Here is a 14,465-nt window from a genome sequence, read left to right as displayed (position 1 = left end):
TCTCATTACGCTTTGAGCTTGCGCGGTTAGCGCTTGTCTTTGCGATTTTTCTCGGCTTTCTTGTGGTGCGACATCATGCGACGTTTCTTGTTGACCTGACGGTCGGTCAGCGAGTTCTTGTTGCCTTCGTACGGGTTCTCGCCACCTTTGAACTCGATGCGGATCGGCGTACCGACCAGCTTCAAGACGCGACGGTAGGTGTTTTCGAGATAACGGACGTAAGACTTCGGCACCTTCTCAACCTGGTTACCGTGAATCACGATAATCGGCGGGTTGGCACCACCCAAGTGGGCATAACGCAGCTTGATCCGGCGGCTGTTGACCATCGGTGGCGCGTGCTCGCTAACCGCATCTTCCAGAATCTGGGTCAGGCGGTTGGTCGGCCAGCGGGTAACCGCCGACTTGAAGGAGTTTTGCACCGACTGGTACAGGTTGCCCACGCCAGTGCCGTGCAGCGCCGAGATAAAGTGGATATCGGCGAAGTCGACGAAGAACAGGCGACGGGTCAACTCGACCTTGACGAACTCGCGCTCGCTAGGGGTCATGCCGTCCCACTTGTTGATCGCGATAACCAGAGCCCGACCGGCCTCCAGGGCAAAGCCCAACAGGTTGAGGTCGTGGTCAACCACGCCTTCACGGGCGTCCATCACAAAGATCACCACGTTGGCGTCTTTGATCGCTTGCAGGGTTTTGACCACGGAGAATTTTTCAACTTCTTCGTGGATCTTGCCGCGCTTGCGCACACCGGCGGTGTCGATCAGCGTGTACTTCTCGTCGTTACGCTCGAACGGGATGTAGATACTGTCGCGAGTGGTACCCGGTTGGTCATAGACGATTACCCGGTCTTCACCAAGCATGCGGTTAACCAGGGTCGATTTACCGACGTTCGGGCGACCGATGATTGCGATCTTGATGCCGTCTTTTTCGCTAGGGCCCGGAATGCGCTTGGCTTCCTCACCTTCGAGAACAACTTCTTCTTCGCCGTCTTCCGGCTCTTCTTCGTCACGCGGGAAGTTGCTCAGGGCAATTTCCAGCATCTGCGTGATACCACGGCCATGGGCACCGGCGATCGGGATTGCATCGCCCATACCCAGCGGCGCGAACTCGGCGCGAGCCATGTCCGGGTCGATGTTGTCGACCTTGTTGGCCACCACGTAGGAGCGCTTGTTACGTTTGCGAAGGTGTTCGCCGATCATCTGGTCAGCGGCAGTGAAACCCGCCTTTGCATCTACCAGGAACAGAACGACGTCAGCTTCTTCGATGGCCAGCAGCGACTGCTCGGCCATTTTTTCGTCCATACCGTGCTCGTCACCGGAGATACCGCCGGTGTCGACCAGAATGTAGGAACGCCCTTGCCACTTGGCCTCACCGTATTGGCGATCACGGGTCAGACCGGACAAGTCGCCGACGATGGCGTCACGAGTCCTGGTCAGGCGGTTGAACAAGGTGGACTTGCCGACGTTTGGTCGGCCCACCAGGGCGATTACGGGAACCATGCGGCTCTCCACTTCGTTATTTCAGAAAATACAAAAGCCGCTGCAAGGCAGCGGCCAGAGTTCGGAACAGCACAAATGTGCCGCAAACCTTGCCAGAGCAAGGCTGCCCGAGGCCCTAGAGCCTCAAGCATAGACGCCTTAGCGAATGGTCAGGGCTTCCAGTTTGCCGCTGTTACCAAACACGTAAATCATGTCACCGACCACCAGCGGACGTGCCCGAAGGCCATCACTGTCAACACGGGTACGGCCCACGAAACGACCATCGACCTGGCTGAGCAGGTGCAGATAGCCTTCCATGTCACCGACTGCCACATAGCTGGAGAAGACCTCTGGAGCCGACAATTGGCGGCGTGCCAGAGCATCATTGCTCCACAGCGAGGTGGTCGAACGCTCGTCAACGCCTTCTACAGTGCCCGACGCCAGGCTGACGTAGACGCTGCCGAAACCTTGGGCGACACCTGCATAGCTGGAAGCATCACGCTGCCAGAGCACGCGACCCGATTCCATGTCCAGTGCCGCCATGCGGCCCTGGTAGCTGGCGACGTACAGTGTACCGCCAGACAACAGCAGGCCACCGTCGATATCGACAATGCGTTCAAGCTCGGAGCGACCCTGCGGGATGGCAACACGTTGCTCCCACACAGGCACGCCGTTGCGGGTATCCAGGGCGACCACTTTACCGGTCGACAAACCGCCGATGGCCAGGTGATTGGTCACCAGTGGCGCCCCCGTACCACGCAGGGTCAGCACGCCCGGCGTGCTGTCATACGTCCAGCGCTGATTGCCGGTGTCAGCATCCAGACCGATCAGACGATCGTCCTGAGTCTGTACCACCACCACATCACCGTTGGTCGCAGGAGGTGCAAGCACTTCGCTGTTAACGCGAGAGCGCCATTTTTCTTCGCCTGTGCTGGAATCCAGGGCAATCACGTCACCTTGCAAGGTGCCAAGCATGACCAGGCCATAGCCCAGGCCAACTGCGCCGGAAACAGGCAGATCGAGGTCTTTTTTCCACTCAACGTCGCCGTTCATGCGGTCCAGAGACATCACCACGCCCGTTACGTCAGCAGCGTAGATATTATTGCCTTCAACAGCCGGAACCAGCATGTTGTAGGTTTTGCCCTGACCGTCACCGATCGAGCGGCTCCACTGCTTTTGCAGCACGACTTCTTCTTTGAAGTCGGTCAGCTCCGCCGGTGGCAATTCTTTTTTGCTGTTGCTGCTGCAACCCGCGGCCAAAACGACCAGAGCCAGCAATGCTGCATGTTTCCATCGCATCACGTCACGCATCCCCTTTGGCCAGGTCATCGAGCTTGATTTGCAAGCCGCCTACTGCTGCTTCATCCGACAATCCGGCCTTGGCCTTCTCGTAGGCTGCACGCGCATCGTCAGTACGGCCCTGCTGCACCAGCAGGTCGCCCTTGAGTTCTTCACGGCTGGCCAGGAATGCCTTGTCCGAGTCGCCTTCCAGCAGCTTCAGGGCATCGTCAACCTTGCCCTGTGCTGCCAGTACCTGAGCCAGACGCTGACGCGCCACTTCGCCCAGAGTGGCATTGGCCGGCTTGTCGACAATGACTTTCAGCTCGGTAGCCGCGTCATCAAGCTTGCCGTTGTCCACCGCCACCTTGGCCACAAACAGGCCGCCAAATTGCGAATAGGCAGTGCCTGCGTATTCACTTTTCAGCTTGTTGGCCAGATCCGCCACGCGGGCCACATCCGGCTTGCCGTCAGGGGTGAGCGTGGTTTCAAGCAATTGTTGGTAGAGAACCGACGCACCTTGCGACTGATTCGCCTGATATTTGTGCCAGAGCTGCCAGCCGGACACCACTACCAGCGCAAGCAAGCCGCCAGTCAGCAGGGGTTTGCCGTTGCGCTGCCACCAGTCTTTCAACTCGCCCAGCTGATCATCTTCGTTACTCGACACCCCAACACTCCTTATTCGCTAAATCGGCTGTTTTGCAGCTTCAACCCTGCACGATGCAGGTGGCCAAGTGCTCGGCTAGAGCATCCCAGGCAATCGTTTGTTGTTCGCCCTGGCCACGCAGGGGTTTTACACCTACCACTTGCTGGGCCAATTCGTCGTCACCCAGGATCAGCGCAAACAGTGCACCGCTCTTGTCAGCCTTTTTGAACTGGCTTTTGAAGCTGCCCGCACCGGCATTGATCTGCAGGCGCAGGTTTGGCAGTTGATCACGAACGCGTTCGCTCAAAGCCAGGGCTGCCAGTTCGGCGGCTTCGCCGAAAGCACACAGGTAAACATCGACCTGACGTGCGATTTCTTCGGGGATCTGCTCAAGGGTTTCGAGCAGCAGGATCAGGCGCTCGATGCCCATGGCAAAACCGACACCGGCAGTAGGCTTGCCGCCCATCTGCTCGACCAGGCCATCATAACGACCGCCCGCACACACGGTGCCCTGGGCGCCCAGTTTGTCGGTTACCCATTCAAATACGGTCTTGCTGTAGTAGTCCAGGCCACGAACCAGCTTCGGGTTTATCGTGTACGGGATGCCGGCGGCATCGAGGCGAGCCTTGAGGCCCTCGAAATGCACGCGGGACTCTTCGTCCAGGTAGTCCACCAGTTTCGGTGCATCCACCAGAACCGCCTGGGTATCGGCGTTCTTGGTGTCGAGCACACGCAGCGGGTTGGACTTGAGGCGACGTTGGCTGTCTTCGTCAAGTTCGCTCAGACGCGAGGACAAATACTCGACCAGGGCCGCACGATAGCGCGCACGGGCTTCGCTGGTGCCCAGGCTGTTGAGTTCGAGCTTGACCGCATCGCGGATACCCAGCTCGCCCCACAGGCGCCAGGTCAGCACGATCAGTTCGGCATCGATGTCCGGACCATCGAGGTTGAACACCTCGACGCCAATCTGGTGGAACTGGCGATAACGGCCTTTTTGCGGGCGCTCGTGACGGAACATCGGGCCGATGTACCAGAGTTTTTGCACCTGGCCACCGCCGGTGATGCCGTGCTCAAGCACCGCACGCACGCACGCCGCAGTCCCCTCAGGACGCAGCGTCAGCGAATCGCCGTTGCGGTCCTCGAAGGTGTACATCTCTTTTTCGACGATATCGGTCACTTCACCGATCGAGCGTTTGAACAGCGCGGTGAATTCGACGATTGGCATGCGGATCTGCTTGTAACCGTAGTTATCCAGCAAACGCGAAACCTTGCTCTCGAAGTAGCGCCACAGAGGCGTCTGCTCCGGCAGGATGTCGTTCATGCCACGAATGGCTTGCAAAGACTTGCTCACAATAAATCCTTTATTCGTCTGGTTAGCCGCGCGCGATAACGGCTGCGTCAGCTTCGACCTTTTCGGCCGCCTTCTGCCGGATCAGTCTTTCGAGCTCATCCACCAGATTGTCATTCGTCAGTTTCTGCGACGGCTTGCCGTCGATGTAAATCAGGTTGGGTGTACCACCGGTGAGCCCCACATGGGCTTCCTTGGCTTCGCCAGGGCCATTGACCACACAACCGATCACGGCAACATCCAGCGGCACCAGCAGGTCTTCGAGGCGAACTTCAAGTTCGTTCATGGTTTTCACCACGTCGAAGTTCTGCCGCGAGCAGCTCGGGCACGCGATAAAGTTGATGCCGCGCGAGCGCAGGTGCAAGGACTTGAGGATGTCGTAACCGACTTTTACTTCCTCAACCGGGTCTGCTGCCAGGGAGATGCGGATGGTATCGCCAATTCCTTCGGCGAGCAGCATACCTAGGCCCACGGCAGATTTCACTGTGCCTGAACGCAAACCACCGGCTTCGGTAATGCCCAGATGCAGCGGCTGGACGATTTCCTTGGCCAGCAGACGGTAGGCTTCAACCGCCATAAACACGTCGGAGGCCTTTACGCTGACCTTGAAGTCCTTGAAATTCAGGCGTTCAAGGTGCTCAACGTGGCGCAGTGCCGATTCGACCAGGGCGGCAGGCGTCGGTTCGCCGTATTTTTTTTGCAGGTCTTTTTCCAGGGAACCGGCGTTGACGCCGATTCGGATCGGAATACCGCGATCGCGGGCTGCATCAACCACCGCCCGCACACGGTCTTCGCGACCGATGTTGCCCGGGTTGATGCGCAGGCAGTCCACACCCAACTCTGCAACGCGCAGGGCGATGCGGTAATCGAAGTGAATGTCGGCGACCAATGGCACCTTGACCAGTTGCTTGATCCGGCCAAAAGCCTCGGCTGCGTCCATATCCGGCACGGAAACCCGCACGATATCGACACCCGCGGCTTCCAGGCGGTTGATTTGCGCAACGGTTGCAGCGACGTCATTGGTGTCACTGTTGGTCATGCTCTGCACAGCAATAGGGGCATCGCCACCTACAGGTACATTACCGACCCAGATTTTGCGCGATTCGCGACGTTTGATTGGTGATTCGCCGTGCATGACTTATTGACCCAACTTCAGACGAGCAGTCTCGCCACTGGTGAAAGGAGCGACATCCACAGGCTGGCCGTTATAGCTGACCTGGGCACCGCGGGCATAGCCCAGGCGCAAGCTCAGGGGTGGCTTGCCGCTCACTTCTAGATTTTCGCCCTTGCGCTTCAAGCCACCAAACAGCACTTTGCCCGTGCCGTCGGTCACTTGAGTCCAGCAATCAGCGGTGTATTGCACGCTCACTTTGCCAGCACCGGCAACCGGGGCGGCAGTGTCGGGCGCAGGCGCGGTGGACGTAACAGGTGCCACTACTGGCGCAACTGGCGCAACAGCAGCAGGTACTGGCTGTACCGGAACGGCAACGGGTGCCTGGGGCTCGGCAGCGGGAGCACCCGGCAATGCCAGTGCCGTGGTCGCGCCCTGCTCCGGCGCCGATTCGGCCGCCAGAGGTGTTTCGCCTTCGGCCTTGGCCTCGGCTACTGCCTGATCTTCAGGTTCGTCCAGCGGGTGGATGCGGGTTGTGCCGTCAGCCCCTTCGACTTCGACGTGTTCCGGAGCAAGACCAATCAGGTCCTTGGCGCGCATGGACGTCTGGTCTTGCCACCAGATAAAACCGCCTCCGACCACGGCGATCAACAGCAACAGGCTGACGATACGCAAAATGGTATGCGACACGCGCACCGGCTCTTCTATGCGACCCAGGCTGTGCACGTTGCTGCCGTTGGCATCAGTGCCGGTGTACAGGTCAAATTCACGCACAAGGGCGGCCTGGTCCATACCCAGCAATTTGGCATAGGCCCGGATATAGCCACGGGCAAAGGTATGCCCAGGCAGTTTGTCGAACGCGCCCGTTTCAAGGTTGCTCAGGGAGCTGGCCGTGAGGTTGAGTTTCAAGGCGACTTCAGCCAGCGTCCAGCCATTGTTTTCACGGGCCTGACGCAGAGTCTCACCGGGATTGACACGAGTCGCTGCTAGAACTTCGGGTTGCGCCGCTTTCATCATTGCTCCGACAGGTATTGCTGATATTCCGGCGTGCCGGGATAGAGTCGTTTTAGTTGCTGGCCATGGTTGGCAGTTGGGGTGCGGTCATCGAAAACACTCGCCAGTCGCGCACCGAGCAATAGACTACGTGCATTTTGCCCGCTAAGCAGGCTAAAACGATCGTAAAAGTCACGCGCCGTTACATATTGTTTGTCCTGATAAGCCATCTCGGCCATTTCAAGCAACGCACGGGGTTGTCGAGGGTTCAGGCGCAGTGCTTTTTCAAGCTGCTGGCGCCCCGCTTCAGGTTGCCCCAACTCAAGTGACGTTATACCCAGATTTTCGTAAATGCGGGAGCGTTCCGGATAAAGGTTGTCTGCTGCCGCCTTTTGAAACTGCACGCTGGCCTCCTGATAGCGCTGACGCTCAAACAGGAAACTGCCGTAATTATTGAGGATCCGGGCATCAGCTGGCCGACCGTTCAACGCGGTACGGAATGCCTGCTCGGCCAGGGCAAACTCCATTTCGGCCTGAAACACCAAGGCCAGTGCGGCGTTGGTGTCCGGGTCGGTCTTGTCGAGCTCAAGGGCCTTGCGCAAAGGGACTTTGGCCTGTTCGGTCATCCCTTGCTGCAAATAGCCCAGACCCAGCTGAACATAAGCCTGACGCGCCTCGTTACGCCCTTTGTCGCCAGCCATCGGGCTTGAATCGCCCGATGACACGCAGCCAGCCAAAAAGCTGACCAAAACGACCGGGAGCGCAGCGCGCAGGATCATGGATGTCCTCTCTCAGGGCGCAGAGGCAGCGTTTTGCGCTGTATCGGCGTCAGCACTGAGCTCACGCGCCGCGATCAGGCGCGAACTGCGGCGGGTACGGTCATTGACCTGACCTACCAGCTGCCCGCACGCCGCATCGATGTCTTCACCACGGGTGGTGCGCACGGTCACGTTGTAGCCAGCCTGCTGCAACAGCTCCTGGAAACGGCGAATGGCATTGTTGCTCGGGCGCTCATAGCCAGAATGCGGGAACGGATTGAACGGGATCAGGTTGATCTTGCACGGTGTGTCTTTAAGCAGCTCGATCATTTCTCGGGCGTGATCGACATGGTCGTTCACATCCTTGAGCAAGGTGTACTCAACGGTCAGCACGCGCTTTTCGCCCAGGGTCGCCATATAGCGACGGCAGGAATCAAGCAGCATGGCCAGCGGGTACTTCTTGTTGATCGGCACCAATTGACTACGCAGTTCGTCGTTAGGTGCGTGCAGCGACAATGCCAGCGAAACGTCAATGTGCTTGGCCAGCTCATCGATCATCGGCACCACGCCGGAGGTAGACAGGGTGACACGGCGCTTGGAGATGCCGTAGCCCAGGTCATCCATCATCAGGTGCATGGCAGAAATGACATTGTCGAAGTTCAGCAGCGGTTCGCCCATGCCCATCATCACCACGTTGGTGATGGCGCGGTCGATGGTTGCCGGAACGCTGCCAAAGGATTTGTTGGCAATCCACACCTGGCCAATCACTTCGGCGGCGGTGAGGTTGCTGTTGAAGCCTTGCTTGCCGGTGGAGCAGAAACTGCAGTCCAGGGCACAGCCAGCCTGGGACGAAACGCACAGGGTGCCACGTTTGCCCGAGGGAATATAAACGGTCTCGACGCAGCTGCCGGACTCTACGCGTACCACCCACTTACGGGTGCCATCGCTGGAGATGTCCTCGCTGACGACTTCGGGTCCACGAACCTCAGCAATGGCCTTGAGCTTGTCGCGCAAGGCCTTGCTGACGTTAGTCATGGCGTCGAAATCATCGACGCCAAAGTGGTGAATCCACTTCATGACCTGACCGGCACGGAAACGCTTCTCCCCGATTGAGTCGAAGAATTTCTCCATTTCCGGTTGAGTCAAACCCAACAGGTTGGTTTTGCCAGTCGTTGCAATCATGTCTTCACCCTCACTCACAAGCCAATACTTAGCGAGTGGTTACTTCAGTAGCTGCGAAAAAGTACGAGATTTCACGAGCAGCAGCGGCTTCAGAGTCGGAACCGTGAACAGCGTTTGCGTCGATGGATTCAGCGAAATCAGCACGGATAGTGCCGGCAGCTGCTTCTTTAGGGTTGGTAGCGCCCATCAGCTCGCGGTTCAGAGCGATAGCGTTTTCGCCTTCCAGAACCTGAACAACAACAGGACCGGAGATCATGAAAGCAACCAGGTCGCCGAAGAAGCCGCGCTCGCTGTGCTCAGCGTAGAAGCCTTCAGCTTCAGCTTTGGACAGTTGCTTCAGTTTGGAAGCTACAACCTTCAGGCCAGCGTCTTCGAAACGGGTAACGATCTTGCCGATAACGTTTTTAGCAACGGCGTCAGGCTTGATGATGGAGAAAGTACGTTGAACAGCCATGGTGTAACTCCAGAAACAGTGATTTAAGCGAAAAATTAAACCCGCGAATTATACGCGGGTTCTTGGGTATTGCATAATTACGTGCGTTGCAAGCTTAGTCGGCTTCTTCGATCCACAAACCCTGAATGGCTTCGAGCACCTTCTCTCCGCCGCGATCAGGGATATCGTCGAACTCCGGCAGCGCCATGACCAGATTGCGCAGCGTGACGAAATTCACCGAGAGCGGATCGACATCCGGGTGAGCTTCAGCCAGCTGGATCGCGATTTCCTGTACATCAACCCATTTAAGGCTCATGCCAATTCCTTATCAGTGCGGCGCTTCGGCAGCATGGTTGAGCGAGTATTTCGGAATCTCGACGGTGATGTCTTCAGTACCAACGCGGGCCTGACAGCTCAGGCGCGAAGTCGCTTCCAGACCCCATGCTCTATCAAGATAGTCCTCTTCCAGCTCGTCAGCTTCGTTCAACGAGTCGAAACCCTCGCGAATCACGCAATGACAAGTGGTGCAGGCACAAACACCACCGCAGGCACTTTCGATTTCAATGTGGTTGTCGTGGGCCACTTCGAGAATGGTCTTGCCGGTCTCAGCCTCTACAACCATACCGTCCGGGCAGTGCTCGGCGTGTGGCAGAAAAATGATCTGCGGCATCAGTTATTCCTCGATTTCATTCAGGTTGCGACCCGACAAAGCGGCCTTGACGGTCAAGTCCATGCGACGGGCTGCAAAGGCATCGGTCACTTGCGACAGACGCTTGGTCTGCTGCTCGATGGCGTAACCATCGGTGCCTTTCAACAATTCGGACAGTTCCTGCATCTGCAGCTCGATCACCATGCGCTCTTCGGCATCCAGCAAACGCTCGCCATCGACTTCGAGGGCTGCTTGCACGGCCTCGATCAGACGCTGGGCATCCACCTGCTGCTCGCGCAATACGCGGGCGACCTTGTCGTCGCTGGCGTACTGGAACGAATCCTTGAGCATTTTGGCGATTTCGCCGTCGGTCAGGCCGTAGGAAGGCTTGACCTGGATATTGGCTTCAACACCTGAACCCAGCTCGCGGGCCGACACGCTGAGCAAACCGTCGGCATCGACCTGGAAGGTCACGCGAATTTTTGCGGCACCGGCCACCATCGGCGGGATGCCACGCAATTCAAAGCGCGCCAGGGAGCGGCAATCGCTGATCAGCTCGCGCTCACCCTGCAGCACATGAATCATCATGGCCGTCTGACCATCTTTATAGGTGGTGAAATCCTGCGCGCGCGCCACCGGAATCGTGGTGTTGCGCGGAATAACCTTTTCCATCAAGCCACCCATGGTCTCCAGACCAAGGGACAACGGAATCACATCAAGCAGAAGCAGCTCGCCGCCATCGCGCTTGTTGCCGGCCAGGGTATCAGCCTGGATCGCAGCACCAATGGCAACCACTTGATCCGGGTCGATATCGGTCAGGGGCTCGCGACCAAACATCTGAGCGACCGCTTCACGCACACGAGGTACACGGGTCGAACCACCCACCATGACGACGGCCTGGACGTCTTCAATCTCGATATTGGCGTCGCGCACAGCACGGCGACAAGCCTTGAGGCTGCGCGCAACCATTGGCTCGATCATGGCGTCGAAGGCTTCACGGGTCAGCTCGGACTGCCAGCCACCAAAGGCAACCGTCACCGAGGACGCATCGGTCAGCGCTTCTTTTGCAGCGCAGGCAGCCTGCAGCAAGGTGCGCTGCGTGCCTGGATCAAGGTCGGCAGACAATCCGGCCTGCTCGACCATCCAGCTGGCAATCGCATGGTCAAAGTCATCGCCACCCAGCGCGCTGTCGCCGCCGGTAGCCAAGACTTCAAACACACCGCCGGTCAGGCGCAGGATCGAGATATCGAACGTACCCCCACCCAGATCATAGATAGCCACCACGCCTTCAGCCGACTGGTCCAGGCCATAGGCCACGGCGGCCGCTGTCGGCTCATTGAGCAGGCGCAGCACATTCAGACCAGCCAGTTTGGCCGCGTCTTTAGTGGCCTGGCGCTGAGCGTCATCGAAATAGGCCGGGACCGTAATCACCGCCCCCACCAATTCACCACCCAGGGTCTTTTCGGCGCGCTCACGCAGCACCTTCAAGATTTCGGCAGACACTTCAACCGGGCTTTTAGGGCCTTGCACCGTGTCAATAAACGGCATGTGCGACTCACCGCCGACAAAGCGGTAAGGCAACTGCTCGCCCAACTGCTTGACGTCGGACAGACCACGTCCCATCAAGCGTTTGACCGACAGCACGGTATTGAACGGGTCGCTGGAGGCTGCCAGACGTGCCGACTCGCCTACCTCGACGCGATCAGCGTGATAGCGCACGGCAGACGGCAAAATGACATTGCCATTGGCGTCGGCCAGAGGCTCGGAAAGGCCGCTGCGTAAAGCAGCGACCAGCGAATTGGTAGTGCCCAAGTCGATCCCCACAGCCAGACGTCGCTGGTGCGGTTGAGGACTTTGGCCGGGTTCGGCGATCTGCAGTAGGGCCATCGTAATCAGGACTTATCTGTAATCAGGCGTGCCATCAGGGAAGCACGGAGTTAATCGTCGAGGCGCTCTTCTAGCTGGCGCACTTCGTAAGTTAGCTTGTCGAGGAACTGCATGCGGCGCATCAGGCGTTCAGCCTGCTCACGCTGCGCAGCATCATCCCAACACGCTGCGAAGCTGTCGTTCAGGTGTTCCTGAGCGACTTTCAGTCGACGCTTGAATGCTGCAATACCGGCCATATCGGCGCTGTCATGCAAATCTTCAAGTTCTTCGCGCCACTGCATCTGCTGCATCAGGAACTCGGGATCGTGCACCGTGACTTCCAGCGGCAACTCGCCCCCCTTCAGCGCAAGCAGGTAACGCGCACGCTTGGCAGGGCTTTTGAGCGTCTGGTAGGCCTCATTGAGGCTGGCGGACTGCTCCAGCGCCAGGCGCTGCTCGCGCTCGGAAGCATCGGCAAACCGATCCGGGTGAACACCACGCGCCAGCTCTCGATAGCGCACAGCCAGCTGATCGAGATCCAGATTGAAACCCGGTTGCAGCTCAAACAAAGCAAAATGACAAGGAGTACCCACGATCAGCCTCAGATATTGAAGCTTTCGCCGCAGCCACATTCACCGCGCACGTTAGGGTTATTGAACTTGAAGCCCTCATTGAGGCCTTCCTTGACGAAATCCAGTTCGGTGCCGTCAAGATAGGTCAGGCTTTTCGGATCAATGATCACTTTTTCGCCATGGGTTTCGAAGACCTGGTCTTCTTCACCTACTTCATCGACAAACTCCAGCACATAGGCAAGACCGGAACAGCCCGTGGTGCGAACACCCAGACGAATCCCCTCACCTTTGCCGCGCCCATCAAGGGAGCGGCGAATGTGTCGCGCAGCCGCTTCTGTCATGCTGATAGCCATCGTGACTCCTTACCTTTTGCCAGTTTCTTCACCTTGCCTGCGCCACTTGCGGGCGCAAGCAGTACGGATCAGATCAAACCTTTCTTCTGCTTGTAATCGCGAACAGCAGCCTTGATGGCGTCTTCAGCGAGTACCGAGCAGTGAATTTTTACCGGCGGCAAAGCCAGTTCTTCAGCCAGCTGAGTGTTCTTGATGGTCTCTGCTTCATCCAGAGTCTTGCCTTTCATCCACTCGGTCGCCAGGGAGCTGGAAGCGATTGCCGAACCGCAACCATAGGTCTTGAACTTGGCATCTTCAATGATGCCCTGCTCGTTGACCTTGATTTGCAGGCGCATTACGTCGCCGCACGCAGGGGCGCCGACCATGCCGGTGCCGACATCCGGGTCTTCCGCGTTCATCTTGCCGACGTTGCGCGGGTTTTCGTAGTGGTCGATGACCTTTTCGCTGTAAGCCATGGTACTAATCCTCACTCATCAGAGAGTCGCTCTTGAGACGCTGTAAAAGCTGCTGTTCGCTGCGCTTACAGCGTCTACTTACGGCGACTTAAATTGTTAGTGCGCCGCCCATTCGATTTTCGAGATGTCGATGCCGTCTTTGTACATGTCCCACAGCGGCGACAGGGCGCGCAGCTTGGTAACAGCCTCGCAAACCTTCTGCGCGGCGTAATCGATTTCTTCTTCGGTGGTGAAACGGCCGAAGGTAAAGCGGATGGAGCTGTGAGCCAGCTCGTCATTGCGGCCCAGGGCGCGCAATACGTAGGACGGCTCGAGGGAAGCAGAAGTACAGGCCGAACCGGACGACACAGCCAGATCCTTGAGCGCCATGATCAGCGACTCGCCTTCAACGTAGTTGAAGCTCAGGTTCAGGTTGTGCGGAACGCGGTGGACCATGCTGCCGTTGACGTACAGTTCTTCAAGGTGTTCAACCTGCTTGAAGAAACGGTCGCTCAACGCCTTGATACGGATGTTCTCTGCAGCCATTTCTTCTTTGGCGATCTGGAACGCTTCGCCCATGCCCACGATCTGGTGGGTGGCCAGGGTACCCGAACGCATGCCGCGCTCGTGACCGCCGCCGTGCATGGCTGCTTCAATACGCACCCGAGGCTTGCGGCTTACGTACAGTGCGCCGATGCCTTTAGGGCCGTAGGTTTTGTGCGCCGAGAACGACATCATGTCGACCTTCAGCTTGGCCAGGTCGATTTCAACCTTGCCGGTGGACTGTGCCGCATCGACATGGAACAACACGCCGCGCGAGCGAGTCAGCTCACCAATGGCAGCGATATCGTTGATGGTGCCGATTTCGTTGTTCACGTGCATGATCGAAACCAGGATGGTGTCGTCGCGCATCGCGGCTTCAACCATGGCCGGCGTTACCAGGCCATCGGTGCCCGGCTCGATATAGGTCACTTCAAAGCCTTCACGCTCAAGCTGACGCATGGTGTCGAGAACGGCCTTGTGCTCGATCTTGTCGGTGATCAGGTGCTTGCCCTTGGTGGCATAGAAGTGCGCTGCACCTTTGATTGCCAGGTTGTTGGCCTCGGTCGCACCGGAGGTCCAGACAATTTCACGGGGGTCAGCGTTAACCAGGTCAGCAACCTGACGACGCCCGTTCTCAACCGCTTCTTCAGCTTTCCAGCCGAACACGTGAGAGCGCGAAGCCGGGTTACCGAAGTTCCCGTCAACCAGCAAGCAGTCGCTCATTTTTTGAGCAACACGCGGATCAACCGGGGTAGTGGCTGAGTAATCGAGGTAAATTGGCAACTTCATGGACTATCTCCTAAATCAGGCTGGCTGGCGCACCG

General features: G+C 58.0%; 16 protein-coding genes. All 16 read right to left on the bottom strand.

The genetic code is table 11. From position 1 onward, the window contains the following. Positions 1-26: 26 nt before the first annotated feature. Positions 27-1,496 carry a ribosome biogenesis GTPase Der gene (der, locus tag HBN79_RS14455; protein WP_016779615.1) on the bottom strand — a complete coding sequence of 490 codons (1,470 nt, stop codon included), beginning with the start codon at positions 1,494-1,496 and terminating at the stop codon, positions 27-29. Between the two features lie 138 nt (positions 1,497-1,634). Continuing rightward, positions 1,635-2,786: an outer membrane protein assembly factor BamB gene (gene bamB / locus HBN79_RS14450; protein WP_095018336.1), complete on the bottom strand. Its 1,152-nt coding sequence runs from the start codon at positions 2,784-2,786 to the stop codon at positions 1,635-1,637. After that, positions 2,779-3,420: a tetratricopeptide repeat protein gene (locus HBN79_RS14445; protein WP_095001464.1), complete on the bottom strand. Its 642-nt coding sequence runs from the start codon at positions 3,418-3,420 to the stop codon at positions 2,779-2,781. The genes bamB and HBN79_RS14445 overlap by 8 nt, the downstream gene beginning before the upstream one ends. A 40-nt stretch (positions 3,421-3,460) precedes the next feature. Continuing rightward, positions 3,461-4,750: a histidine--tRNA ligase gene (gene hisS / locus HBN79_RS14440; RefSeq protein ID WP_169916828.1), complete on the bottom strand. Its 1,290-nt coding sequence runs from the start codon at positions 4,748-4,750 to the stop codon at positions 3,461-3,463. A 22-nt stretch (positions 4,751-4,772) separates the two neighbouring features. Beyond that, positions 4,773-5,882 carry a flavodoxin-dependent (E)-4-hydroxy-3-methylbut-2-enyl-diphosphate synthase gene (gene ispG, locus HBN79_RS14435; protein WP_086795918.1) on the bottom strand — a complete coding sequence of 370 codons (1,110 nt, stop codon included), beginning with the start codon at positions 5,880-5,882 and terminating at the stop codon, positions 4,773-4,775. A gap of 3 nt (positions 5,883-5,885) precedes the next feature. Further along, positions 5,886-6,872, bottom strand: a complete 987-nt coding sequence (locus HBN79_RS14430; RefSeq protein WP_095020374.1) for a RodZ family helix-turn-helix domain-containing protein — start codon at positions 6,870-6,872, stop codon at positions 5,886-5,888. Then, positions 6,872-7,630 (bottom strand): type IV pilus biogenesis/stability protein PilW, encoded by a 759-nt coding sequence (pilW, locus tag HBN79_RS14425; RefSeq protein WP_095020373.1) that lies wholly within the window; start codon positions 7,628-7,630, stop codon positions 6,872-6,874. The genes HBN79_RS14430 and pilW overlap by 1 nt, the downstream gene beginning before the upstream one ends. Positions 7,631-7,642: 12 nt before the next feature. Continuing rightward, positions 7,643-8,791, bottom strand: coding sequence for a 23S rRNA (adenine(2503)-C(2))-methyltransferase RlmN (gene rlmN, locus HBN79_RS14420; protein WP_095001468.1), 1,149 nt, complete (start codon positions 8,789-8,791; stop codon positions 7,643-7,645). A 28-nt stretch (positions 8,792-8,819) separates the two neighbouring features. After that, positions 8,820-9,245, bottom strand: a complete 426-nt coding sequence (gene ndk / locus HBN79_RS14415) for a nucleoside-diphosphate kinase (RefSeq protein ID WP_016779608.1) — start codon at positions 9,243-9,245, stop codon at positions 8,820-8,822. A 94-nt stretch (positions 9,246-9,339) separates the two neighbouring features. Continuing rightward, positions 9,340-9,540 (bottom strand): Fe-S cluster assembly protein IscX, encoded by a 201-nt coding sequence (gene iscX, locus HBN79_RS14410; RefSeq protein WP_016779607.1) that lies wholly within the window; start codon positions 9,538-9,540, stop codon positions 9,340-9,342. 12 nt (positions 9,541-9,552) lie between these two features. Further along, on the bottom strand, positions 9,553-9,894 hold the full coding sequence (fdx, locus tag HBN79_RS14405; protein ID WP_003443365.1) for an ISC system 2Fe-2S type ferredoxin: 342 nt from the start codon (positions 9,892-9,894) through the stop codon (positions 9,553-9,555). Between the two features lie 3 nt (positions 9,895-9,897). Then, entirely contained in the window at positions 9,898-11,760 is a 1,863-nt protein-coding gene (hscA, locus tag HBN79_RS14400; protein ID WP_095018332.1) for a Fe-S protein assembly chaperone HscA, read from the bottom strand. Positions 11,761-11,810: 50 nt separating this feature from the next. Next, the gene (gene hscB / locus HBN79_RS14395; RefSeq protein WP_095001470.1) at positions 11,811-12,332 is read right to left on the bottom strand and encodes a co-chaperone HscB; all 522 of its coding nucleotides are present in this window, start codon (positions 12,330-12,332) and stop codon (positions 11,811-11,813) included. A gap of 8 nt (positions 12,333-12,340) precedes the next feature. Then, entirely contained in the window at positions 12,341-12,664 is a 324-nt protein-coding gene (iscA, locus tag HBN79_RS14390) for an iron-sulfur cluster assembly protein IscA (RefSeq protein ID WP_016779604.1), read from the bottom strand. A gap of 68 nt (positions 12,665-12,732) precedes the next feature. Then, the gene (gene iscU / locus HBN79_RS14385; protein WP_007929523.1) at positions 12,733-13,119 is read right to left on the bottom strand and encodes a Fe-S cluster assembly scaffold IscU; all 387 of its coding nucleotides are present in this window, start codon (positions 13,117-13,119) and stop codon (positions 12,733-12,735) included. Between the two features lie 96 nt (positions 13,120-13,215). Further along, positions 13,216-14,430: an IscS subfamily cysteine desulfurase gene (locus HBN79_RS14380; RefSeq protein WP_019823684.1), complete on the bottom strand. Its 1,215-nt coding sequence runs from the start codon at positions 14,428-14,430 to the stop codon at positions 13,216-13,218. Positions 14,431-14,465: the final 35 nt, after the last annotated feature.

The sequence above is a fragment of the Pseudomonas sp. WS 5051 genome (assembly GCF_012985715.1).
Lineage (GTDB): Bacteria > Pseudomonadota > Gammaproteobacteria > Pseudomonadales > Pseudomonadaceae > Aquipseudomonas > Aquipseudomonas bubulae.
This window is presented reverse-complemented; position numbering and strand designations above follow the sequence as displayed.